At 71.9% G+C, this 22,558-nt stretch carries 22 protein-coding genes and 1 pseudogene; 11 read left to right on the top strand and 12 right to left on the bottom strand.

The window, feature by feature from the left end; genetic code table 11:
- The first annotated feature begins 56 nt into the window (after nucleotides 1-56).
- The 3 genes from R4Z63_RS19790 (at nucleotide 57) to R4Z63_RS19800 (ending at nucleotide 3,316) form a co-directional block, all read left to right on the top strand.
- Complete coding sequence (locus tag R4Z63_RS19790; protein WP_037919122.1) at nucleotides 57-326, top strand: SCO4848 family membrane protein; 270 nt, start codon at nucleotides 57-59, stop codon at nucleotides 324-326.
- Nucleotides 323-1,636: a metallophosphoesterase gene (locus tag R4Z63_RS19795; RefSeq protein ID WP_384455426.1), complete on the top strand. Its 1,314-nt coding sequence runs from the start codon at nucleotides 323-325 to the stop codon at nucleotides 1,634-1,636. Before R4Z63_RS19790 ends, R4Z63_RS19795 begins: the two co-directional genes overlap by 4 nt.
- A gap of 123 nt (nucleotides 1,637-1,759) precedes the next feature.
- Nucleotides 1,760-3,316 carry an ABC transporter substrate-binding protein gene (locus tag R4Z63_RS19800; RefSeq protein WP_491522566.1) on the top strand — a complete coding sequence of 519 codons (1,557 nt, stop codon included), beginning with the start codon at nucleotides 1,760-1,762 and terminating at the stop codon, nucleotides 3,314-3,316.
- On the opposite strand, the gene R4Z63_RS19805 is transcribed toward R4Z63_RS19800, so the two are convergent.
- The 9 genes from R4Z63_RS19805 to R4Z63_RS19845 form a co-directional block, all read right to left on the bottom strand.
- Complete coding sequence (locus tag R4Z63_RS19805; protein WP_037919922.1) at nucleotides 3,313-4,053, bottom strand: TetR/AcrR family transcriptional regulator; 741 nt, start codon at nucleotides 4,051-4,053, stop codon at nucleotides 3,313-3,315. The two genes, R4Z63_RS19800 and R4Z63_RS19805, sit on opposite strands and share 4 nt — an antisense overlap.
- Nucleotides 4,054-4,064: 11 nt before the next feature.
- Nucleotides 4,065-4,490 carry a thiol-disulfide oxidoreductase DCC family protein gene (locus R4Z63_RS19810; protein ID WP_384455420.1) on the bottom strand — a complete coding sequence of 142 codons (426 nt, stop codon included), beginning with the start codon at nucleotides 4,488-4,490 and terminating at the stop codon, nucleotides 4,065-4,067.
- A 3-nt stretch (nucleotides 4,491-4,493) separates the two neighbouring features.
- Nucleotides 4,494-4,898: a hypothetical protein gene (locus tag R4Z63_RS19815; RefSeq protein WP_384455417.1), complete on the bottom strand. Its 405-nt coding sequence runs from the start codon at nucleotides 4,896-4,898 to the stop codon at nucleotides 4,494-4,496.
- Between the two features lie 183 nt (nucleotides 4,899-5,081).
- On the bottom strand, nucleotides 5,082-5,633 hold the full coding sequence (locus R4Z63_RS19820; RefSeq protein ID WP_037919129.1) for a hypothetical protein: 552 nt from the start codon (nucleotides 5,631-5,633) through the stop codon (nucleotides 5,082-5,084).
- A gap of 168 nt (nucleotides 5,634-5,801) precedes the next feature.
- Nucleotides 5,802-6,560, bottom strand: coding sequence for a succinate dehydrogenase iron-sulfur subunit (locus tag R4Z63_RS19825; protein ID WP_037919131.1), 759 nt, complete (start codon nucleotides 6,558-6,560; stop codon nucleotides 5,802-5,804).
- The gene (sdhA, locus tag R4Z63_RS19830) at nucleotides 6,560-8,314 is read right to left on the bottom strand and encodes a succinate dehydrogenase flavoprotein subunit (RefSeq protein ID WP_037919133.1); all 1,755 of its coding nucleotides are present in this window, start codon (nucleotides 8,312-8,314) and stop codon (nucleotides 6,560-6,562) included. Before sdhA ends, R4Z63_RS19825 begins: the two co-directional genes overlap by 1 nt.
- Nucleotides 8,315-8,337: 23 nt before the next feature.
- Nucleotides 8,338-8,820 (bottom strand): succinate dehydrogenase hydrophobic membrane anchor subunit, encoded by a 483-nt coding sequence (locus R4Z63_RS19835; RefSeq protein ID WP_384452697.1) that lies wholly within the window; start codon nucleotides 8,818-8,820, stop codon nucleotides 8,338-8,340.
- Between the two features lie 5 nt (nucleotides 8,821-8,825).
- The gene (gene sdhC, locus R4Z63_RS19840) at nucleotides 8,826-9,206 is read right to left on the bottom strand and encodes a succinate dehydrogenase, cytochrome b556 subunit (protein WP_078556124.1); all 381 of its coding nucleotides are present in this window, start codon (nucleotides 9,204-9,206) and stop codon (nucleotides 8,826-8,828) included.
- Nucleotides 9,207-9,358: 152 nt separating this feature from the next.
- Entirely contained in the window at nucleotides 9,359-9,964 is a 606-nt protein-coding gene (locus tag R4Z63_RS19845) for a 2-oxo-4-hydroxy-4-carboxy-5-ureidoimidazoline decarboxylase (protein ID WP_063890564.1), read from the bottom strand.
- A gap of 341 nt (nucleotides 9,965-10,305) precedes the next feature.
- Between R4Z63_RS19845 and R4Z63_RS19850 the strand changes: the two genes are divergently transcribed.
- Entirely contained in the window at nucleotides 10,306-11,058 is a 753-nt protein-coding gene (locus R4Z63_RS19850; protein WP_037919138.1) for an RNA polymerase sigma factor, read from the top strand.
- A complete protein-coding gene (locus tag R4Z63_RS19855) occupies nucleotides 11,058-12,071 on the top strand; it encodes a hypothetical protein (protein ID WP_384452692.1) in 1,014 nt (337 codons plus the stop codon). Before R4Z63_RS19850 ends, R4Z63_RS19855 begins: the two co-directional genes overlap by 1 nt.
- A 338-nt stretch (nucleotides 12,072-12,409) precedes the next feature.
- Here R4Z63_RS19855 and R4Z63_RS19860 read toward each other — a convergent pair whose 3' ends face one another.
- Nucleotides 12,410-13,288: a L,D-transpeptidase family protein gene (locus tag R4Z63_RS19860; RefSeq protein WP_078556126.1), complete on the bottom strand. Its 879-nt coding sequence runs from the start codon at nucleotides 13,286-13,288 to the stop codon at nucleotides 12,410-12,412.
- A 179-nt stretch (nucleotides 13,289-13,467) separates the two neighbouring features.
- Here R4Z63_RS19860 and R4Z63_RS19865 point away from each other — a divergent pair, with 179 nt between their 5' ends.
- Nucleotides 13,468-15,048 carry an acyl-CoA mutase large subunit family protein gene (locus R4Z63_RS19865; RefSeq protein WP_384452688.1) on the top strand — a complete coding sequence of 527 codons (1,581 nt, stop codon included), beginning with the start codon at nucleotides 13,468-13,470 and terminating at the stop codon, nucleotides 15,046-15,048.
- Between the two features lie 45 nt (nucleotides 15,049-15,093).
- Nucleotides 15,094-15,744, top strand: a complete 651-nt coding sequence (leuE, locus tag R4Z63_RS19870) for a leucine efflux protein LeuE (RefSeq protein ID WP_384452684.1) — start codon at nucleotides 15,094-15,096, stop codon at nucleotides 15,742-15,744.
- Between the two features lie 21 nt (nucleotides 15,745-15,765).
- On the opposite strand, the gene R4Z63_RS19875 is transcribed toward leuE, so the two are convergent.
- Both R4Z63_RS19875 and R4Z63_RS19880 read right to left on the bottom strand, forming a co-directional pair.
- A complete protein-coding gene (locus tag R4Z63_RS19875; protein WP_384452681.1) occupies nucleotides 15,766-17,100 on the bottom strand; it encodes a polysialyltransferase family glycosyltransferase in 1,335 nt (444 codons plus the stop codon).
- The gene (locus R4Z63_RS19880; protein ID WP_037919167.1) at nucleotides 17,100-18,080 is read right to left on the bottom strand and encodes a glycosyltransferase family 2 protein; all 981 of its coding nucleotides are present in this window, start codon (nucleotides 18,078-18,080) and stop codon (nucleotides 17,100-17,102) included. The genes R4Z63_RS19875 and R4Z63_RS19880 overlap by 1 nt, the downstream gene beginning before the upstream one ends.
- Before the next feature lie 176 nt (nucleotides 18,081-18,256).
- Between R4Z63_RS19880 and R4Z63_RS19885 the strand changes: the two genes are divergently transcribed.
- From R4Z63_RS19885 to R4Z63_RS19900, 4 genes and pseudogenes are all read left to right on the top strand, one after another.
- Complete coding sequence (locus tag R4Z63_RS19885; protein WP_384452677.1) at nucleotides 18,257-19,621, top strand: DUF6716 putative glycosyltransferase; 1,365 nt, start codon at nucleotides 18,257-18,259, stop codon at nucleotides 19,619-19,621.
- Nucleotides 19,618-20,001: pseudogene (locus tag R4Z63_RS19890) on the top strand (acylneuraminate cytidylyltransferase family protein); the annotation flags it as partial. The gene R4Z63_RS19885 and the pseudogene R4Z63_RS19890, both read left to right, overlap by 4 nt.
- A 405-nt stretch (nucleotides 20,002-20,406) precedes the next feature.
- A complete protein-coding gene (locus tag R4Z63_RS19895; protein WP_037919931.1) occupies nucleotides 20,407-21,315 on the top strand; it encodes an N-acetylneuraminate synthase family protein in 909 nt (302 codons plus the stop codon).
- 44 nt (nucleotides 21,316-21,359) lie between these two features.
- Nucleotides 21,360-22,538, top strand: coding sequence for a hypothetical protein (locus R4Z63_RS19900; protein WP_384452674.1), 1,179 nt, complete (start codon nucleotides 21,360-21,362; stop codon nucleotides 22,536-22,538).
- Nucleotides 22,539-22,558 lie beyond the last annotated feature (20 nt).

Raw genomic sequence — 22,558 nt, forward strand, 5'->3', positions numbered from 1 at the left:
CCCGGGACAGCCCACCCCGGCGCGTCCGTCCCGGGGACGAAACCGATACTGAGGACATGAAACTCAGCCGTGCCGCCTCCTGGTTCCTGCTCGCCTTCGGAGTGTGGACCTGGTTCATCTGGGTGTCTTTCGTCCGGAACCTGTGGAAGAACGGCAGTGGACTTGCCTTCGACACGGCGGGCGACCCCACTGCCTATTTCTGGGTCCATCTGACGCTCGCCGTGACGTCCTTTCTCCTGGGGACGGCGGTCGGTGTGATCGGGTTGCGCGGGGTCCTGGCCCTGCGGCGGGCATCACGTTCCGGCGCCGAGGGCGGTACGGCATGACGGTCCTGGTCGTCGCGCTCGTAGCACTGGCGGTCTGCGCCCTCCTCGCCGCGGTGCACCGCTGGCTGTGGGTCCGCCTGGTGAGGGACACGACCGCGCCCGGCGGCCTGCCCCGCCGCATCGGCACCACGCTGGCCATCGCCCTGCCCCTCCTCTCCGTGGCCGCCCTGACCGCGGGCCGTGCCGGGGCCCCGTTCTGGTTGCAGCAGACGGTGTCCTGGCCGGGGTACCTGTGGCTCGCGGTGCTCCTGTACCTGACCCTGACGATGCTCGTCGCGGAGCCGATCCGCGCGCTGTTGCTCCGCCGTCTGGCCCACCGAGCCCCCTCCGGGGCGGTGGCCGGACCCCCCGCGGCGCAGTCCGCCGCCCGCGCCGGGACGGCCACGGTGCCTTCCTCCGACGCCGGGGCGGAGACGAAGGCCGGCGCGGTGCTCGCCGAGGCCGGTGCGCCCGGCGAGCCGGCCGCCCCGGCCCCGGGCGGCGGGCTCAGCCGCCGCACCTTCGTCGCGCGCACGGTGGGCGGGGCGGCCGCCGCGGTCGCGCTCGGCACCGTCGGCAACGGCGCGTACGGAGTGCTGCGCGGGCCCGGCGTGCGGCGCGTCCACGTCCCCCTGGCCAAGCTGCCGCGCGCGGCGCACGGCTTCCGGATCGCCGTCGTCAGCGACGTCCACCTGGGCCCGGTGCTCGGCCGCGCCCACGCCCAGCGGATCGTCGACACGGTCAACCGCACCCAGCCCGACCTCATCGCCATCGTCGGCGACCTCGTCGACGGCAGCGTCCCCGACCTCGGGCCGGCCGCGGAGCCGCTGCGCGGGCTGACCGCCCGCCACGGCTCCTTCTTCGTCACCGGCAACCACGAGTACTTCTCCGGCGCCGAGCAGTGGGTCGACCACGTCCGCGAGCTCGGCCTGACCCCGCTGGAGAACGCCCGGCGGGCCCTGCCGCACTTCGACCTCGCCGGGGTCAACGACATCCAGGGGGAGCGGGAGGGCAGCGGCCCCGACTTCCGGGCCGCGCTCGGCGACCGCGACCGGTCGCGGGCCGCGGTGCTCCTCGCCCACCAGCCGGTGGTCATCCACGATGCCGTCGAGCACGGCGTCGACCTCCAGCTCTCCGGCCACACCCACGGCGGCCAGCTCTGGCCGGGCAGCCACCTCGCCGCCCTCGCCAACCCCACCGTCGCCGGCCTGGAGCGCTACGGCGACACCCAGCTGTACGTCTCCCGCGGGGCGGGGGCCTGGGGGCCGCCGGTCCGGGTGGGTGCGCCGTCCGACATCACCGTCGTCGAACTCGCCTCATACCAGGCCTGAGCCGCTCCACCCGTCAACTCGCCGCCCCAGAAAGGATCTTCCGGTGGCTGATATTCCGTGATGGGATATCCGGTAATCGGACAGCGGGTCGCTGTCACCGGGACAAGGGGTGGGGTTCACGGGATGCGGTCTGTCCGCTGGAAGATCATCGCGGCCGGGCTGGTCCTCGGCCTGGCCGGCGTCGGTGCCTGGCAGTTGCTGCCCGAGGACGCCGAGAGCCGCGGTGCCATCCGGGTCGGGACCAGCGACGTCGTGTCCTCCCTCGACCCGGCCGGAGCGTACGACGCGGGTTCCTGGGCCCTGTACAGCAACATCTACCAGTCGCTGCTGACCATGAAGCCAGGCTCCGACGCCCCCGTCCCGGACGCCGCCGCCTCCTGCGGGTTCGTGGGCCAGAAGCTCACGACGTATCAGTGCGAGCTCCGCCCCGACGTGACGTTCGGCGGCGGTCGCGCGATCACCGCCGAGGACGTCAAGCACTCCTTCGACCGGATCAAGGCGATCAACTCCGACCAGGGGCCGGCCCCGCTCTTCAACACGCTGGAGTCGGTCGGGGCCGAGGGCCGCACGGTCACCTTCCACCTGTCCGCCGGCGACGCCACCTTCCCCTTCAAGATCGCAACGGGTGCCGCCTCGATCGTCGACAAGGACACGTACCCGGCCACGTCCCTGCGCGAGGACGGCAGGGTGGACGGCTCGGGTCCGTACACGCTGGCCTCCTACGAGGCCGGTGCGCGCGCCGAGCTCAAGCCCAACGTCTCCTACAAGGGGCAGGGCAAGCCCGCCCGCACCGCCGTCACGGTCCGGTACTTCAGGGGCTCCGAGCAGCTCGCCCAGGCCTGGACCACCCGTCAGATCGAGGTAGCCCACCGGGACATGCCCCCGGCGGTGCTCGCCGGCCTCAACCCGGGCCTGCAGGACACCCGCTACCAGGCCTCCGGCGGCAGCGAGACCCGCTCGATCGTCTTCAACGTCCGCCCCGGCTCCGCTGCCGCCCCGCTCGCGGTCCGGCAGGCCGTGGCCGCCGTACTGGACCGGGCCAAGCTGGCCGGCGAGGTCCACCGGGGCACCGTCACCCCGCTGTACTCGCTGGTCCCGGCGGGTATCGCGGGCCACAGCACGCCGTTCTTCGACACCTACCCCACGCCCGATGGGGCCACCGCCAAGAAGCTCCTCAAGGAGGCCGGGACCCATGGCCCCGTACAGCTCAGGCTCGGTGTGAACGTCCGCGGCGCGAACCTGCCCGAGGCCGAGGAGATCAAGCGGCAGCTGGAGGCCACCGGGCTCTTCCAGGTGACGCTCAAGCTGGTGGAGGCGTGGAAGGACTTCCAGAAGGCTTACGCGGCCGGCGAGTTCGACGCCTACACGATCGGGTGGATCGCGGACTTCCCCGACGCGGACAACTTCCTCGCCCCGCTCGTAGGCGCCGACTCCTCCATGAACAACGGCTTCTCGGACAAGCGCGTCGACGAGCTGATCACCCGGACCCAGTCCCACTCGGAGCGCTCCGACGCCGCCGCGGAGTTCCGGGACCTGCAGAAGGCGGTCGCCCAGCAGGCCCCGATGGTGCCGATCTGGCAGAAGAAGGACTACGTCATGTCCCGCGAGGCCGTGACCGGCGCCCAGAACCTGTCCGACGGCACCGGTGTCTGGCGTCTACGGGAACTCAACTGGATCTAGGGTGTGAGCCCGTCCGGCTCGGGGTGCGGGTCCGAGGCCTTGCGCCGGCCCGCCGCCGTCTGGGCCATGCCCGGCAGGAAGTCCGCGAACAGCTCGTGGACTTCGCGCACCAGCGGTCGCAGCACCCGGAAGCGGGCGAGCACGATGCCCCGCGTGGTGAGCTGCGCGCCGCGCTCGGCGAGCCGCCGCGACTTCTCGCTGTCCGGGGAGCGGTCGAAGACCCAGTACAGGACCAGGCCCATCTGCGAGAGCCACATGAGCTCCGGCAGGACGTCGGCCAGCTCGGCCGGCACCTTGGTCTTCGCCCCGGCCAGCACCTCGCGGTGGATGTCGATCGCGGCCTTGCGCGCCGGCTCGGACTCCGGTGAGAAGGGGCTGAGCGGGCTCTCCGGGTCCGCCGCGTTCTTGAAGAACTGGGAGGCGAACTCGTGGTACGGGGCGCCGATGTCCAGCCAGCTGGTGAGGACGCCCGCGAGCCGCTTCTGCAGATCGGTCTCGTTGTCCAGGATCGGCCGGACCGCCGCCTGGTGGGCGGCGCTGATCCGGTCGTAGAAGCCCTGGACCAGGTGTTCCTTCGACTCGAAGTAGTAGTAGGCGTTGCCGACCGAGACACCGGCTTCCTTCGCGATGCCCCGCATGGTCGTCTTGTCGAAGCCGCGCTCCTGGAAGAGGCGGAGCGCGGTTTCGAGGATGAGCGTGCGGGTCTGCTCGCTCTTGGGGGCCTTCTGTTCCGTCACGGTGGATGAGCCTATCGGGGCGCGGAACACCGGTCGTCACAGGCCGGTCCTTCGGCGGCCGTGGGCTGCCCCCCGGTGCGCACGGCCTGCCGCCAGGCGGAGGCCGTGTACATGGCCGCCCGGGCGAACGGCCGGCCGGCCGGCGTCGCCAGCCAGTTCGCCCTCGGCCGGTGTTCGGCCAGTGCCCACAGGCAGACGATGAACGCGTCGGTCCCGGTCCACACCTGCCCGCTGTCGCCGACGACGGTGATCTCGCGGAGCGTCGAGGCGTGGTCCAGCCGAGGGAACCTCCGCCGCGCCTCCCAGGACGCGGCGGGGACCAGGGTGATCGGGACGAGCCACCGCTGTGCGAGCAGCCAGTGTCGGATGTGCACGCAGAGCGGGCAGGCGGCGTCGTAGAGGACGGTCAGGTGCCGTACGGCCCCGGCGGGCGCCACGGCTCAGGCCCCGAGCGGCGCGGTCCACCCCTGCGGGGGGACCGGCGGGGTCTGCTGGCGCTCCATGATCCCGCGGCGACGCATCCTGTTCAGCGCCCACACGTTGCCGAGGTGCATGACGCCCAGGACCAGCAGGACGACGCCGAGCTTGACCGAGAGCGTCTCGAAGAGCGCGCGGGCCGTGCCGACCTCATCGGTCGATCGCAGGTAGAGGGTCACGAAGCCGATGTTGACCAGGTAGAAGCCCACCACGAGGAGCTGGTTGACGGCGTCGGCGAGCTTCTCGTTGCCGTGGAGGACGTCGCCGATGAAGACGCGGCCGTTGCGACTGAGCGTGCGGGCCACCCAGACGGTGAGGCCGATGCTGATGAGCAGGTAGATGACGTATGCGACCACGGTGAGGTCCATCGCCCCAGCCCCCTTGAACGTGTTCAAATGCTGACGTCGATGACTCTAGGGCCTTTTTTGAACAAGTTCAAGCGATGGGGTCGGTGTGTGTCCGGCGCACGTCAGGGCGCCGTTCCGGAGACGTCCCGGAGACGCAGGCGGGCCCCGGCCGAACGGCCGGGGCCCGCCTGCGTCTCCGGGGGTTCACATGCTCATCGCACGCGCGTGGCCCAGCTGCGACATGACCCAGTGGTAGGTGTTCGCGTCCACCGCGGGGATCATCGTGGAGTGGTGGCGGCCGCCGCTGGTCACGGTGACCTGGATGTAGCCGGTGGTGGTCTTCTCCTTCATCAGCAGGAAGAGCAGGCCGAGCAGGCAGAACAGGAAGAAGACGATCGCCAGCACGATCGCGTGGGGCGGGATCTTCTCCTCGGTGCGCGAGAAGTCCGTCGCGTTCCACATCGCGCCCCGGAGCGGCATCGTGCCCGACGGGGTGATGATCTGGTCGCCGGCGACGGTGATGTCGCCGAGCGCGAAGCCCGCACCGCCGACCGGGGCGGCGGAGTACCCGGCGGGCACCGGGACGCCCGCGCCGCCGACGGTCGGATGGTAGGCGGGGGCCGCCGGGTAGGGCTGGGGGTATCCGTAACTGGCCTCACCGGGGCCCCACTTGTAGTCGCCATGGCCCGGCGCACCGGACGTGCCGCCCTGGCCGGCGGGGCCGCTCGCGTACGGGTTCGGCTGCTGCTCGCTCATACGGCCGATCCTTCCACAGGCACCCCCGCCCTGTACCCCCGCTCCTGCAGCCCGGTGTCCCCGATCGGGGGGAGGCCTCCGGCAGCCGTTCGACGCGCCCCGGCGACGCACGAGGGCCCCGCTCCGGACGAACCGGGGCGGGGCCCTCGTGCAGGCCGGGAGGGAAGGTCAGAAGCGGCGCGTGATCAGCGCACGCTTGACTTCCTGGATCGCCTTCGTGACCTCGATGCCGCGCGGGCACGCGTCGGTGCAGTTGAAGGTCGTGCGGCAGCGCCACACGCCGTCCTTGTCGTTCAGGATCTCCAGCCGCTGCTCGCCGGCCTCGTCACGCGAGTCGAAGATGAAGCGGTGCGCGTTGACGATCGCCGCCGGGCCGAAGTACTGGCCGTCGTTCCAGAACACCGGGCACGAGGACGTGCACGCGGCGCACAGGATGCACTTGGTGGTGTCGTCGAAGCGCTCGCGGTCCTCGGCGGACTGCAGGCGCTCACGCGTCGGCTCGTTGCCCTTGGTGACCAGGAACGGCATGACGTCCCGGTACGCCTGGAAGAAGGGCTCCATGTCGACCACGAGGTCCTTCATCACCGTGAGGCCCTTGATGGCTTCGACGGTGATCGGCTTCTCGGGGTTGATGTCCTTGATCAGCGTCTTGCAGGCGAGCCTGTTCTTGCCGTTGATCCGCATCGCGTCCGAGCCGCAGATGCCGTGCGCGCACGAGCGGCGGAAGGTGAGCGTGCCGTCCAGGTCCCACTTGATCTTGTGGAGACCGTCGAGCACGCGCTCCTTCGGGTCGATCTCGATCTGGAAGTCCTGCCACTGCGACTCGTCCGAGACCTCGGGGTTGAAACGGCGGATCCGGAAGGTGACCGTGATGTACGGGGAGGCCGCAGCCGCCTCTTCCATCTTGTCCAGGGTGGGGGTAGCCATCAGTACTTACGCTCCATCGGCTGGTAGCGGGTCGTGACGACCGGCTTGTAGTCGAGCCGGACCGAGTCCGAGCCGTCGGCTCCGACCTCGCGGTACGCCATGGTGTGGCGCATGAAGTTGACGTCGTCGCGGTTGGGGTAGTCCTCGCGGTAGTGACCGCCGCGGGACTCCTTGCGCGCCAGGGCGGACACGGCCATGACCTCGGCCAGGTCGAGCAGGTTGCCCAGCTCGATGGCCTCCAGCAGGTCCGTGTTGAAGCGCTTGCCCTTGTCCTGGACGGACACGTTCTTGTAGCGCTCGCGCAGCTCCGCGATCTTCTCGACCGCGGTCTTGATGGTCTGCTCCGTGCGGAACACCATCACGTTCGCGTCCATCGTCTCCTGGAGCTCCAGACGCAGGTCGGCGACCCGCTCCTGGCCCGTGGAGTTGCGCAGGTGCTCGACCAGGTCGGCCACCTGCTGCGCCGGGTTCTCGGGGAGTTCGACGAAGTCGTTCTCCTGCGAGTACCGGGCGGCGGCGATGCCGGAGCGCTTGCCGAAGACGTTGATGTCCAGCAGCGAGTTGGTGCCCAGGCGGTTCGCGCCGTGCACCGACACGCACGCGACCTCGCCGGCCGCGTACAGGCCGGGGACGACGGTGGTGTTGTCGCTGAGGACCTCGCCCTCGACGTTGGTCGGGATGCCGCCCATGGCGTAGTGCGCGGTGGGCTGGATCGGGATCGGGTCCGTGTACGGCTCGATGCCAAGGTAGGTGCGGGCGAACTCGGTGATGTCCGGGAGCTTCGCGTCGAGCTGCTCCGGCGGGAGGTGGGTGAGGTCCAGGTACACGTGGTCTCCGGCCGGACCGCAGCCGCGGCCCTCACGGATCTCGGTGTAGATGGAGCGCGAGACGACGTCACGGGACGCGAGGTCCTTCATGACCGGCGCGTACTTCTCCATGAAGCGCTCGCCGTCCTTGTTGCGGAGGATGCCGCCCTCACCGCGGGCGCCCTCCGTCAGCAGGATGCCCATGCGCCAGATGCCCGTCGGGTGGAACTGGAAGAACTCCATGTCCTCCAGCGGCAGGCCGCGGCGGTAGCAGGCCGCCTGGCCGTCACCCGTGAGGGTGTGCGCGTTGGAGGTCACCTTGAAGAACTTGCCGGTGCCGCCGGAGGCGTAGATGACGGCCTTGGCCTGGAACACGTGGATCTCGCCGGTGGCGAGCTCGTACGCGACCACACCGGCCGACTTCTTGACGCCGTCCTCCTCGACCAGGAGCTGGTCCAGGACGTAGAACTCGTTGAAGAACTCCACGCCCTCCTTGACGCAGTTCTGGTACAGCGTCTGGAGGATCATGTGGCCGGTGCGGTCCGCGGCGTAGCAGGACCGGCGGACCGGTGCCTCGCCGTGGTTGCGGGAGTGGCCGCCGAAGCGGCGCTGGTCGATGGTGCCGTCCGGGGTGCGGTTGAACGGCAGGCCCATCTTCTCCAGGTCGAGGACCGCGTCGATGGCCTCCTTCGCCAGGATCTCGGCGGCGTCCTGGTCGACCAGGTAGTCACCGCCCTTGACCGTGTCGAAGGTGTGCCACTCCCAGTTGTCCTCCTCCACGTTGGCCAGCGCGGCGGCCATGCCGCCCTGCGCGGCGCCCGTGTGGGAGCGGGTGGGGTACAGCTTCGTCAGGACGGCGGTGCGGCTGCGCTTCGTCGCCTCGATGGCGGCGCGCATGCCCGCGCCGCCGGCGCCGACGATGACGGTGTCGTACTTGTGGATCTTCATTGGTTTCGCCTCAGCCCCGTTGCCTAGCGGATGTTCGGGTCGAAGGTGAAGATCACCAGCGTGCCCAGAAGGATGGTGAACACCGTGGCGGTGTAGAGCAGGCCCTTCAGCCACAGCCGCGTGTTGGCGCGCTCCGCGTAGTCGTTGATGACGGTACGCAGACCGTTCGAGCCGTGCAGCATCGCCAGCCACAGCATCAGCAGGTCCCAGACCTGCCAGAACGGGGACGCCCAGCGGCCGGCCACGAAGGCGAAGCCGATCTTGGACACGCCGCCGTCGAGCACCAGCTGGATGACCAGGTGGCCGATGACGAGGACGACGAGCACGATGCCCGAGAGGCGCATGAAGAGCCACGCGGCCATCTCGAAGTTGCCGCGCGTCGAGCGGGGCGTCTTGCCCGTGCGCTTGCGCGGGGCCTCGATGTACGGCGCGGGGTTGTCGACGTCGTAGAGGGAAACGCCCTCCACGTCGCCGATGCCCTTGGCGGAAGAAGTGTCAGAGGACATGCGCGTCACTTCCCGAACAGTTCGAGGTAGGCGTGGCCGAGCACGGGGTAGAGGGCCCCGGCCATCAGCACGACCCAGATGCCCACGACCCACCAGAGCATCGTCTTCTGGTGGCGCGGGCCCTTGGACCAGAAGTCCACGGCGATGACACGGAGACCGTTGAGCGCGTGGAAGAGGATGGCGGCGACGAGGCCGTACTCCAGCAGCGCGACGATCGGAGTCTTGTAGGTAGCCACGACATCGTCGTACGCCTCGGGGGAGACGCGGACGAGAGCGGTGTCGAGGACGTGTACGAACAGGAAGAAGAAGATGAGGACGCCGGTGACTCGATGAGCCACCCAGGACCACATTCCTTCCCGGCCGCGGTACAACGTTCCAGCCGGCACGGAAAACCCTCCGGAAGCGGGGCGGGGGCCAGCCGGCTTCTTTGTCGGTCGGGCCCGGCCGGGTACGGTCCACCGGCCCCGGACATCGTAGCGACGAGTTGTCGGTTCCCTCGCGCGGGGTCGGGCTGTGTGATCAAACAGGCACGTACGGGCTATCCCACGGGGGCGAATAGCCCGATTTCAGCCGCGGCCGCCCCGTGGGAGCGGGTCAGCCAGCGTGTCAGGTCCAGCAGCCGGGACTGCGCGACGCGGCGGAGCTCGTCCGCGGAGATCGAGCGCTCCTCGTCCGCCTCGTGCCCCATCCGCCGGCGGATCGCCCCCAGCAGCTGGTCGGCCTGCTCCTCCGGCGGATGCCCGTCCAGGCAGACCACGAAGGCGTGCCCGAACTTGCGTTCGTACTCCGTGTGGGCCGCTTCGAGGGCCAGCAGCGCGGCGTATGGCGCCCCGTGGTCCAGTTCGGCCGAGTGCTCCGCGGCCAGGGCCTCGGTCAGGTCGGACTGCGAGAGGTCGTACGAGGCCTCGTCCGCGGCGGCGCGCAGGGCGTCCGCGTCGGGATAGGGGCGGTGTGCCGCCACCCGGTGCGCCCAGCGCCGGCTTCCGCAGCACTGCAGGAGGACCGCCCGGGCGGCTTCGGGGGACAGGCTGTTGAACCGGGTCAGTCCGGGGCCGTGCGAGGGGTCGGAGCAGCCGCGGGCCTGTGCCGGAAGGTGGCTGGACAGCGGGGGGCTCCTCGGGGCGCGGCGCGGGTGTTCCGCCACGCTATCGACGCAGGGGGGAGCGTGTCGTACCCATGCGGGGATTTCACCCGGAAGAGAGCCGAAAGGATGACGGGAGCGCCGCGGGCGGGCATGGTGGAGTGCCCGAAAGCCCGAAAGGGGGAGGGCGACCGAGGCCGCCACCCCCCACAGGAGAGGCCCCGGCCGCCATCCGTCACGGGCTCGTGCGACAAGCCCGTACCCCTGTCAGCGCCGCGAGTGCGTTTTGTGTCACACCTCGCTCCGCGCAGGATTGGTTGCACGTTGTATCACTCGTGGACGAGAGGTGCTTGAAAGCCGTAACGTGCTGATTTGCGCCACACGTACAGGACAGGTTGGGGACTTTGCTGGGGGACGACGCGGAGCTGACCGCCGCAGTGCTCGCGGCACAGAGCGGTGACGAGAACGCGTTCCGTGCTGTGTACCGGGCCGTGCATCCACGCCTGCTCGGCTACGTGCGCACGCTCGTCGGAGACGGCGACGCCGAGGACGTGACCTCTGAGGCCTGGCTGCAGATAGCCCGGGACCTCGACTCCTTCACCGGTGACGCCGACCGCTTCCGCGGCTGGGCCGCCCGCATCGCCCGCAACCGGGCCCTCGACCACATACGCATGCGCGGCCGCCGCCCCGCCATCGGGGGCGACGACACCGAACTGACGGGCTGGGCCGCCGAGTGCGACACGGCCGGCGCGGCGATGGAGTCCCTTGACACCGGGCGCACCATGGCGCTCATAGCCCAGCTGCCGCAGGATCAGGCCGAGGCGGTCGTCCTGCGGGTCGTGGTCGGCCTGGACGCCAAGAGCGCGGCCGAGACCCTGGGCAAGCGGCCCGGGGCCGTACGCACCGCCGCGCACCGCGGCCTGAAGAAGCTGGCGGAACTGCTCGCCGCACAGGGCGCGGACGGCGGTTTCGAGGCAGGTCCGGGCACCGGCTCCAGGGCCGGCGCCGCGGTCGGCCATAATGCCGAGGGCCACGCGTGGGGCGGCGGGGGCGGAGGGGATCTCGACGCCGTACCCGCACAGCGCGGCCGGGGCGGCAGCTACGCAGAACAAACCGGTGTGACGCATTCACGTTGGCGGACGCAGAAGGACATGTGATGGCCGACGAGCGCGACAGGTGGCTGGACGAGGCCGCGGCGGAAGCATTCCTGCGCGGTGGACCGGCGGAACCTGTGGGGCCCGCCGCCGGCACGCGTGCCGCGACGGAGGCCGCCCGGCTCCGAGCGGCTCTGGACGCCCTGGCCGCGGTGGCGGCGCCCAGCGGTACGGAACTGCCCGGTGAGGCCGTGGCGGTGGACGCCTACCGTGCGGCGCGCGGCGCCGCACGCCCGGCCGCCGCGTCGTCCGGGGCCGACGCCTCCGGTGAACCCCTGGTCGACCTCGGCCGCGTCCTCCCCGCGCCCGTGCCGATCCGGCGGCGCTCCCGGACCGTGAGCCTCGGCCTGGCCGCGGCCCTCGCGAGCGTCGCCGCGGGCGGGCTGGCGGCCGCGGCGGGAGCCGGGCTCCTGGACCGTTCCCGGCACGACGCCGCGGGGCCCGGACCGGCGATGTCCATCAGTGCCGGCGAGAGCCCGGTCCAGGGCAGGGGCACCGGTGCCCCGACCTTCACCCCGGAGCCGCTGTCCACCCCCGTGCCCGACGGCTCGGACCCGGCGTTCGCCCCGGTGCTGCCGTCACCCAGCGGGGACGGGCGTACCACGCCGGGAACCGGAGCGGACTCCGACGGCTCCGCGGGCACCTCGGCGGCCGGCGGCTCGGGCAAGACCGCCCCGGACGACCGGAGCGGAGGGGGCGGCCAGGAGGGCAGCCGGGACACCCTGGGCACCGGGGAATCCGGCAAGGACCGCCAGCGCGAGCTGGACAGCCGGCTCAAGACGGACCTCTGCGAGGAGTACCGCGGGGGCCGGATCAACGACGACCGGCGCGAGCGGCTGTCCCGTCTGGCCGACGGGCTCCTGCGGATACCGGCCTACTGCGCCGCGGTGCTGGACGGGGACTCCGGCGGCGCCAAGCGCCGCGACTCCCCTCCGGCGAGTGGCGGGACGCTGAGGGCGCCGAGCCTGGAACCAGCTGTTCCGGAAGGCTCCACCGCCCTGCGCGCCGGCCGCTGACACATGCGCTGACCTGCCTGTAACACTTTTCGAATCGGCGGCGCAGTACTAAGCGAGCCGACTGGTCATCGGCCGCGCATGAGCCGGGGTTCCCCCCGTACCCCTGGGCTCTGCGCAACCGGCGCGGGCGGGGCACGTTCCCCCGGCCCTGCCCGCGCCCTCACTTCATCACCCCGACCCCTTCGGCGGGACGGCCGCTCAACGCGACAGGCCGTCCCCTTCTCGGTCCGCCGGTACGACCGGACTGCGAAGGGGACGGCCTGTCGCGTTTCACCGGCTGGCGGCCGGCCGCGCGGTCGGGGCCCGGAACCGGGGTTCCGGCGGCACCCTCGGCGGGATCACCAGTAGACGACCACCTTGTCGCCGACCTGCACGTCGTCGAAGAGCTTCGACAGCTTGGCCTTGTCCCGCACGTTCACGCAGCCGTGCGAGGCACCGTTGTAGCCGCGGGCCGCGAAGTCGGCGGAGTAGTGGACCGCCTGGCCGCCGCTGAAGAACATCGCGTAGGGCATCGGCGTGTGGTAGATCGTCGACGTCCAGTCCTTGGCCTTCCAGCCCACGTTGAACACGCCCTCGCGGGTCGGGGTGTTCTCCGAGCCGAAGCGGACGTCCATCGTCGAGACGACCTTGCCGTCGATCATCCAGGCGAGGGTGCGGCTCTCCTTGCTGATGCACATGACGCGGCCGGTCATGCAGCGCGGGTCCGGCGCCGCGACCTCGTTGACGGTCGGCGGGCGCAGCTCGTCGGCCGTGGGCTTCTTGCTGGAACTCTGGATCTTCTTCCAGGTCTTCGCGTCGACCCCGCCCGTGGCATCCAGGCCGTTCTTCGACTGGAAGGACTTCACCGCGGCCGTGGTCTTCGAGCCGTAGAAGCCGGTCGGCGTCACCGTGAGCAGCTTGAGCTGCTTCAGCCGGGCCTGAAGCTCGCGGACCTGCTCGCTCTCGTCGCCGTTGGCCATGATCTGCTTCACCGAGGGCGAAGGCGAGGCCGACGGGGAGGCGGAGGCGGAGGCGGACGCCGAGGCCGATGCCGAGGGCTCGCCGGGCTTGTCGTCGGTGGACGGGGAGGCTTCGGGGGTGGTGCCCGCCGTGGGCGAGGACGGTGCCGCGGAGGAGGAGCCGGCGGACTCCGTCTTCTGCGGACCGCAGGCGGTCGCGGCGAGCGCGACGGCGGTGGCGACCCCGATCGTGCGGATTATGGCTCTCTGGCGCTGCATTGCAGTCCCCCGGTTTCTACGTCGTGTATCTAGGTGATGTCTGGCGCGCGTGGAGAGTTGCACAGGGTTCCGGGATGTTGCGCCATCGTGACCGGCAACCGTCCGCAGCCTTGAGAAGCGGTGCGCGGGCAAGGTTGTACCAGCCCCGGGCCCGGTTGCTCTACGGAGGACTTCGTCACATGGCACGCACGGAGAGCGGAATCCCGGTCGAACCGGTCTACGGGCCGGGTGATCTGACGGAATGGGACCCCGCGGTCCAATTGGGTGCACCGGGGGACTTCCCCTACACCCGGGGGATTTATCCGAACATGTACACCGGTCGGCCGTGGACCATGCGCCAGTACGCCGGCTTCGGCACGGCCACCGAGTCCAACGCCCGCTACCGGCAGCTCATCGCCGGCGGCGGCACCGGGCTGTCCGTCGCCTTCGACCTGCCGACCCAGATGGGCCACGACTCCGACGCGCCCCTGGCCCACGGCGAGGTCGGCAAGGTCGGGGTCGCCGTCGACTCGCTCGACGACATGCGGACACTGTTCGACGGGATCCCCCTCGACCGGGTCTCCACTTCCATGACGATCAACGCGCCCGCCGCCCTGCTCCTGCTGCTCTACCAGCTGGTCGCGGAGGAACAGGGCATCTCGGGCGCGCGGTTGACGGGGACGATCCAGAACGACGTCCTGAAGGAGTACATCGCCCGGGGGACCTACATCTTCCCGCCCGAACCCTCGCTGCGGCTGACGGCTGACACCTTCCGCTACTGCCGGGCCGAGATCCCCCGGTGGAACACCATCTCCATCTCCGGCTACCACATGGCCGAAGCCGGCGCCTCGCCCGCGCAGGAGGTGGCCTTCACCCTCGCCGACGGCATCGCCTACGTCCGTACCGCCCTCGCCGCAGGGATGGCGGTCGACGCGTTCGCGCCCCGGCTCTCCTTCTTCTTCGTGGCCCGCACCACCCTGCTGGAGGAGGTCGCGAAGTTCCGTGCCGCCCGGCGGATCTGGGCCCGCGTCATGCGGGAGGAGTTCGGAGCGCGCGACCCGAAGTCGATGATGCTGCGCTTCCACACCCAGACCGCAGGGGTCCAGCTCACCGCGCAGCAGCCCGAGCTGAACCTCGTGCGCGTCGCCGTGCAGGCCCTGGCCGCGGTCCTGGGCGGGACCCAGTCGCTGCACACCAACTCCTTCGACGAGGCGATCGCGCTGCCGACGGAGAAGTCCGCCCGCCTCGCGCTGCGCACCCAGCAGGTCCTCGCGTACGAGACGGACGTGCCGCACACCGTGGACCCCTTCGCCGGGTCCTACGCGGTGGAGCGGATGACGGACGAACTGGAGGCGGCGGTCCTCGACCTGATGCGGCGCGTCGAGGAGCGGGGCGGGGCGGTGGCCGCGATCGAGGCCGGCTTCCAGAAGGCGGAGATCGAGCGGAACGCCTACCGCATCGCGCGGGAGACCGACAACGGGGAGCGGGTGGTGGTCGGCGTCAACCGCTTCGCGCTGGAGCGCGAGGAACCGTACGAGCCGCTGCGCGTGGACCCGGCGATCGAGGAGCGGCAGCGCGCGGCGCTCGCGCGGCTGCGGGCGGAGCGCGACGGGGCGGCGGTGGCGGCGGCGCTCGGGGCGCTGCGGGAGGCGGCGGGGGGAACGGCGAACGTGCTGTACCCGATGAAGGAAGCGCTGCGCGCGCGGGCCACGGTGGGGGAGGTCTGCGGGGTGCTGCGGGAGGTGTGGGGGACGTACGAGCCCACTGGTTCCACATGGTGAGACCCCCGGGGCTGTCAGGGGCGTCCGCATGGGACACTCCTGCCCATGCTGGGTGTCATCGATCTGCCGACGTACCTCGCCGGCCTCGTCCTGATCATTCTCCTGCCGGGACCGAACTCGCTCTACGTGCTGTCCGTCGCCGCCCGCCGAGGGGTGCGCACGGGCTACAAGGCCGCCGCCGGAGTGTTCACCGGCGACGCCGTGCTGATGGCCCTGACCGCTGTGGGTGCCGGGGCGCTGCTCCGGGCGAGCCCGCTCGTCTTCACCGTGGTGAAGTTCCTCGGCGCCGGCTACCTGGCCTGGCTGGCCGTCGGGATGATGCGGGGCGCCTGGGCGCTGTGGCGCACCCGCCGGGACCGGGACGAGGCGCGCGCCGCGGCCCCCGCCGGTCCGGCCGAGCACGAACGCCCCTACCGGCGCGCCCTGCTGATCAGCCTCCTCAACCCGAAGGCCATCCTCTTCCTGATGTCCTTCTTCGTGCAGTTCGTGGACCCGTCCTACGCCTACCCGGCGCTGTCCTTCCTGGTCCTGGGCGGTCTGCTGCAGACCGGCAGCTTCCTCTACCTGACGCTGCTGATATTCGGCGGCACCCGGCTCTCGGAGGCCTTCCGCCGCCGCAGGCGGCTGTCGGCCGGGGCGACCTCGGCGGCGGGCATGCTGTTCCTCGGCTTCGCGGCCAAGCTCGCGGTCGGCTGACCCCGCCCGGCCCGGAACACCTCAGGTGAGGACGCGGCGCAGGGTCCGGGCCATGCGCCGCACCGTCCGGCTGCGCGGCAGGAACGACAGCTGTGCGGGGATGCCGCCGGGCAGGCCCAGCCCGGTCAGCCGGCGCCGGGTGAAGTACCGCCAGGTGTCCGGGGTCAGGTGCGCGGCGAGGTACGCCTCGGCCGCGGCCCGCCGCGCCGCGAGGACCTGCGGCTGCATGGTGAACCCGACGGCGGTCAGCAGACCGGCCCGCTCGGTTCCCGCCCGTCCCAGGGAGGCGGGAGTCCAGGCGTGGACCGCCGCCGCGTCCGCCAGGTCCGGCAGCAGCGAGTCCACCAGCACCAGCGGTACCCGGTTGCTGTTCTGGTACGGGGCCAGGCGGGCCAGCACGGCCTCGGTGCCGGTACGGGCGACGGGCAGGCCGTACAGCGTGGCGGCCGTCAGCAGTCCGGTGGAGAAGCAGCCGACGACGAGCGCCGGGCGCAGCTGCCCGTAGAGGGTCTCGGCCAGGACCGCGCCGCTCGCCACGGTGAGCCGGGCGCCGAGCCGTTCGGCCTCCGCCGCGGCCCGGCGGGCGTACTCGGCCGGTGCGCCGGGATGGGGCTTGAAGACCAGCGAGCGGTGGCCGAGCGCGAAGGCGCCCCGGACCATCGAGGCGTGCAGCTCCTCCTCCTCGTCCGGGCTCATCAGGTCGAGCGCCGAGAGGTACTGGCCCAGCAGCAGGGCCGGGGACTCCCCGACGTCGTCCAGGCCGGGGCCGTGCGGCGGGAGCTCCGCGAGGACCTTCAGGAAGGACTCCGCCGGCACCACCTCCGGCCGCGCCCCGAACTCGTTCAGCAGCAGCGGCCGCAGACCGGGCACCAGATCGAGATGGAGCACCCGCCGCACCCGCATCCCGAGCTGCGGGTCGAGGCGGAAGCGGGTGGGCCCGTAGCTCATCAGCCCGTCGGCGTAGACGTCGACCGCCGCGCCGGGGAAGACCCGGCACAGGGACTGGGCCGGCGGTACCTGGAGGGACTCCACGATCAGCTCGACCCGGTCATCGCCGAGCTCCCACAGCGCGCGCAGGTGCCGTTCCCAGATGGGGACGTCCTCGGCGCGCGGGGCCCAGGTGCTCGGGTGCTGCGGTTCGATCACGGCGTTCCAGTCGAGCACCTCGTCGAAGCGCGTGCGCACGGCGGCGAAACCCGGCATGCCGGCCACTCCCGGGGCCACCTCGGCGGTGGCGGAGTGGTTGCTGGTCAGCAGGATCCGGCGGCCCGCGGGTGGGTAGCGGCCCGCGTCGACGCCCGCCGCGAGGGTGGCGGCCCCGTAGAGGGTGGAGGCCAGGAAGATCTGCGTGAGCATCAGACGGTCGCCCCCGACAGGGTGCGGCGGCCGCCGCGCAGGCGGCGCAGGAGCGCGGAGCGTTCGGCGTCCATCGATTCCAGGGCCTGGTCGAGCACGTCCTGGGGCATGCGGCCGAGCGCGGCCGCGCTCATCAGGCGGAGTTTCTTGGCCACGGCCGGCTCGTACCTTTCGATGGATCCGAAATGGTGCGCGATAATGGCGCAGTATGTTCGTACGGATTTCGGCATCAGCAGATCGGATTCCCGGTCGGCGGCGACACCGGCGAGCACCTCGTCGAATGCCCGGATGAAATCGAGCTGCCGCTCGTCCCTGATCTGCGTCAACGAGGTGGAAACACCGCGCCGATAGAAGATTCCGGGCAGTCCGACTGCGGCGAAGGACCCGGCCTCCCGGTGCAGCCGCCAGATCCACGGCCGGTCCTCCGCCGTCCGCAGCCCGTCGGTGAAGTGCAGCAGGCCACGGTCCAGCAGCCGCCGGTGGTACATCCCGGCCCAGGCGTAGGGGTAGTCCACCGAGGTCGCCCGGTCGGCGGGCAGGATCGCGCCGCGCGGATCGGCGACGACGGCCTGCGGGCCGAAGGGGACCCGCTGCACGCTCCGCGTCCGGCCCGTGCACCGCACATGGTCGGTTCGGATGAAATCGCAGTCCAGTGCCTCTATGGCGGCCAGCATCCGGGCCAGATGGCCGGGGGCCATCCAGTCGTCCCCGTCCAGGAAGGCGATGTACTCGCCGCGGGCCGCGTCCAGCCCGGTGTTCCGGGCGGTCGCCAGGCCGCCGTTGCTTCCGTGTCTGAGGTGCACCGCCCCGGGCAGCTCGCCCGCCGCTCGTTCCAGCAGGTCGGGTGTCCCGTCCGTCGAGCAGTCGTCGACGAGCAGGAACTCGAAATCCCCACGGGCGTTCAGTTCGAGACTCTTCAGGGCGTCCGGCGCGTATGTCTGCACGTTGTAGAACGGCACGACGACAGAGAGCTTGGGCACCCGCGAGAGATTAGGGCGCCGCCCGTCATTCACCGTGGCCCGGATGCGGATTTCATGTGAACGGCGCGGGGCGGGCGGGTTAACCCGTGCGCTTTCGCATTCAGTCGACGCTTTGTTAACCCGCTGTTGTGCGCTCGTTGGGCCGATCACCGAAAACGCCGAATACGTTCTGCCGCGTGCCAGAACGCAAACGCGTCGCCGTACTCGCCGATTCCGACACGCGATGGAAATGGGGCGTCACCACCGCCCGCCGTCTCGTGCCCGACCACCGGCTCACCGGATACTTGCTGCGCGGTCGGGCCACGCCCACCGCCCGCCAGCTCGGCGAGGTCGGGGTGGAGACCGACCGGCCGACCGAGGTGACCTGCGCCGGGTTCCTCGCCGAGATCGCACGCGAGCACTACGACGTGGTCGTCCTCGCGCTCGTCGGCGGTGCCGTCCAAGCGGTCCTGCACGGGGCCCGCGCCCTGTGGCCGGCCCCCGCCACGCGCCCCGTACTGGTCACCGGGTACGTCGGTGTCGTGTACGAGAAGCTCGCCGACGGGCTGCTGCTGAGACACGGCGCCGACCTCGTCCTCGCCAACTCCCGCCACGACGCCGAGCGCTTCCGCGCCGTGTACGAGGGGGTCGGCGCGGACGCCGGCGCCGTCACCGAGACCGCGCTGCCCTTCCTCGGCGGAGCGCCCTACCAGCCGGCCGGGAGCCGCCCCCACACGGTGGTTTTCGCCGTGCAGCCCTCCGTGCCCGACAGCCGAGCCGACCGCGCCTACCTGCTGGAGCGGGCCGCCGGCCACGCCCGCAAGCACCCCGACCGGGAGGTGCTGATCAAGCTGCGCAGCAAGCCCGGCGAACACACCACGCACCTGGAGGAACAGCCGTACCAGCGGCTCGCGGAGAAGATCCCCGGCGGACTGCCGGCCAACTGCCGCCTGGTGTACGGGAACATGGGCGAGGTGCTGGACGGCACCGACCTGCTGGTCACCGTCTCCTCCACGGCCGCCCTGGAGGCCCTGCACCGCTCCATCCCGACGGCCGTCCTCACCGACCTCGGTGTCCGCGAGGCCCTCGGCAACCACCACTTCCTCGGTTCCGGCTGCCTGGCCTCCTGGGACCAGCTCGACTCGGGGCTCCTCCCGGAGGGCGACCCGGTCTGGCTGGCCGCCCAGGGCGTCCGGCCGACCGCCGATCCGGGCCCGGCAGCCGCGGGCGCCGCCGGCCCGGGCGCCGCCGGGGCCGGCGCGAGCGGTGACGCCTACGCCCTCGCCCGGGCCAAGGCCGCCGGGCTGCTCGCCGCGACCCGGCTGCCCCCGCCCACGCCCTACTACACGCTCACCACCGCGCCCGGATACCTGCCCGGCATCCTCGCCCGGCACCGCCTCGCGCCCGACGGCACCCCGCTGCCGGGCACCGCGCGGCAGGAGGAGGACGGGTCCCGGCTGCGCCGCCGGCTCCGCGCCCACCTGCGCGAGGCCGCCCGCGGGGCGTACCGGCACGGTGTGCAGCGGGTCGCCCCGGTGATCCGCAGGCTGGGGGAGCTGTGAGGGTCCTCGCCGTCATCCCCGCCCGCGGGGGCTCCAAGGGAGTCCCCGGCAAGAATCTCGCCGAGGTCGCCGGCATCCCGCTCGTCGCCCGTGCCGTCCTGGCCTGCCGGGCCGCGCCGACCGTCACCGACGTCGTGGTCTCCACCGACTCCGAGGCCGTCGCCCGGGCCGCCCGCGCCGCCGGCGCCGACGTGATCGCCCGCCCGATCGCGATCTCCGGCGACACCGCGAGCAGCGAGGCCGCCGTCCTGCACGCCCTGTCCGCCTTCGAGGAACTGCACTCGCTCACCGTGGACGTGGTCCTCCTCGTCCAGTGCACCAGCCCGTTCCTCGCGACCTCGGACGTCGAGTCGGTCGCCGTGGCCGTCGCCTCCGGGGCGGCCGACTCGGCCATGACCGTGGCCCCCTTCCACGGCTTCCTCTGGCGAGACGCCCCCGACGGCTCGGGGACCGGGGTCAACCACGACCCGTCCAGCCGGCCCCGCCGCCAGGACCGGCCGCAGGACCTGCTGGAGACCGGTGCGGCCTACGCCATGGACGCCGCCGGCTTCCGCACCGCCCGCCACCGCTTCTTCGGCCGCACCGTGCCGGTACCCACCGACCCCGCCCGGGTCCTGGAGATCGACGACCCGCACGACCTCGCCCGCGCCCGGCTGCTCGCCCCGCTGCTCGACCCGCGCCCCGGCGGCGCATCCGCAGAGCCGCGGCCCGACGCGCGACCGGCCCCACACCCCGATCCGCAGCCCACACCCCGAACGCCCCCGCACCGAAGGACGCCCCCTGCCATGACCTCCACGCCCGACCCCCGCCTGCGCACCTTCGGGGCCCGCACCGCGGGCCCCGGCCGGCCCGTCTACGTCGTCGGCGAGATCGGCATCAACCACAACGGCGACCTCGGCAACGCCTTCGCCCTCATCGACGCCGCCGCCGAGGCCGGCTGCGACGCCGTGAAGTTCCAGAAGCGCACCCCGGAGATCTGCACCCCGCGCGACCAGTGGGACATCGAGCGCGACACCCCCTGGGGCCGGATGACCTACATCGACTACCGCCACCGGGTCGAGTTCGGCGAGGACGAGTACCGCGCCATCGACGAGCACTGCGCCAGGCGCGGCATCGACTGGTTCGCCTCCCCGTGGGACACCGAAGCCGTCGCCTTCCTGGAGAAGTTCGACGTCCCCGCCCACAAGGTGGCCTCCGCCTCCCTCACGGACGACGAGCTGCTGCGCGCCCTGCGCGCCACCGGCCGCACCGTCGTGCTGTCCACCGGCATGTCCACCCCGCGCCAGATCCGCCACGCGGTCGAGGTGCTCGGCAGCGCCAACATCCTTCTCTGCCACGCCACTTCGACATACCCGGCCAAGGCCGAGGAGCTCAACCTGCGGGTCATCGACACCCTGCGCGAGGAGTACCCCAACGTTCCGATCGGCTACTCCGGCCACGAGACGGGCCTGCAGACCACCCTGGCCGCCGTCGCCCTCGGCGCCACCTTCGTCGAGCGCCACATCACCCTCGATCGCGCGATGTGGGGCTCCGACCAGGCCGCCTCCGTCGAGCCCGGCGGCCTGGCCCGCCTCGTCCGTGACATCCGCACCATCGAGACCGCCCTCGGCGACGGGATCAAGCGGGTCTACGCATCCGAGCTGGGCCCCATGAAGAAGCTCCGCCGCGTCCCCGGCGAGCTGGCGGCCGTCTAGGGCGTGTCGCGAAGGTCCCGCCTGCCCCCGGAGAAGGAGTACGTGTGAGCACCTCCGCCGCCACCCTGGCGTTCGTCGAGAGCCCGGTCCAACTGCTCAACGTGCTGGAGTGGGCGTACGCGCGCGCCGACCCCGGCAGAAGGCTGGACGGTCTTCCGGGCCAGCGCGGGCGGCGCCCCGCCGGACCGGGAGCGGGTCCGGAGCCCGCCCCGCGGCCGGCGGGCACGCTCCGGCCCGTCCGGATCGTCGTGCTGCCCCCCACCGACCCCATGTCCCGGGGCCAGCTGCGCCGGATGGCGTCGTTGGCCCGGGACGAAGGGTGCGAGGTGCAGTGGCAGGAGGCGCGCGGCAGCCGGCTCGCACCGGTGAAGGCGCTCGTCGCACTGGCGCGCGACGTCCGCGCGGCGCGCACCGTCGTCGTCGGCGACCCCTTCTCGCGCTACGTCCAGCTCCTGCTCACCCTGGTGCGCGCCGAGGAGCTCGTCGTGGTCGACGACGGCACCGCCACCATGGAGTTCGTCGCCCAGACCGCCCGCGGCGAACGCCTCGTCCGCTGGCACCGGGTCGGTGGCGGAGGGCTGCCCGGCCGGGTCCGCGCGTTGGCGTACGCTCCCGTCTCGGCGGCCGCGCGCCGCCGCTTCGTCCCGGACGGGGTCGCCGCGGAGGGTGCGGCCCGCCGCGTCGAGGTGTTCACCTCGATGCCGGTCGACCCGCACGGCGGGATGACCCTGCGGGCCAACGACTTCGCCTGGACCCGCGCCCGCTTCGGCCCGCCCCGCCTGACCCAGGGCACCGACCTGGTCGGTACCTCGCTGGTGGAGACCGGCGTCGTCGACCCGGACCGGTACCAGGGCGCGGTCCGCTCCCTCGCCCTGGAGCACGGAGCCACCCGCTACTTCGCGCACCGCCGCGAGTCCCCGGAGAAGCTGCGCGCCCTGAGCCGGGCGACCGGGCTGGAGATCGTACGCCCGGATCTGCCGCTGGAACTGATCGCGCGTCGGGGTCCCGTCGGCCGGACGATCCTGAGTTTTCCGTCCACCGTCGTCCACACCCTGCCGTACGCCCTGACCGGTACCGGGGTCACCGTCGCCGTATGCGATGTGGACCCGGCCTGGCTCACCGGGTCCGCGTCCCCGCGCGCGAAGAGCTTCCTCGCGGGGGTCACCGACACCGCTCGTGATGTGCACAGACTCCCTGCCCAGGCGGCGCCCACGGCCGGATGAGCGCGCGAGTTTACCCCTGC

The organism is Streptomyces sp. PL-29 (assembly GCF_058344425.1).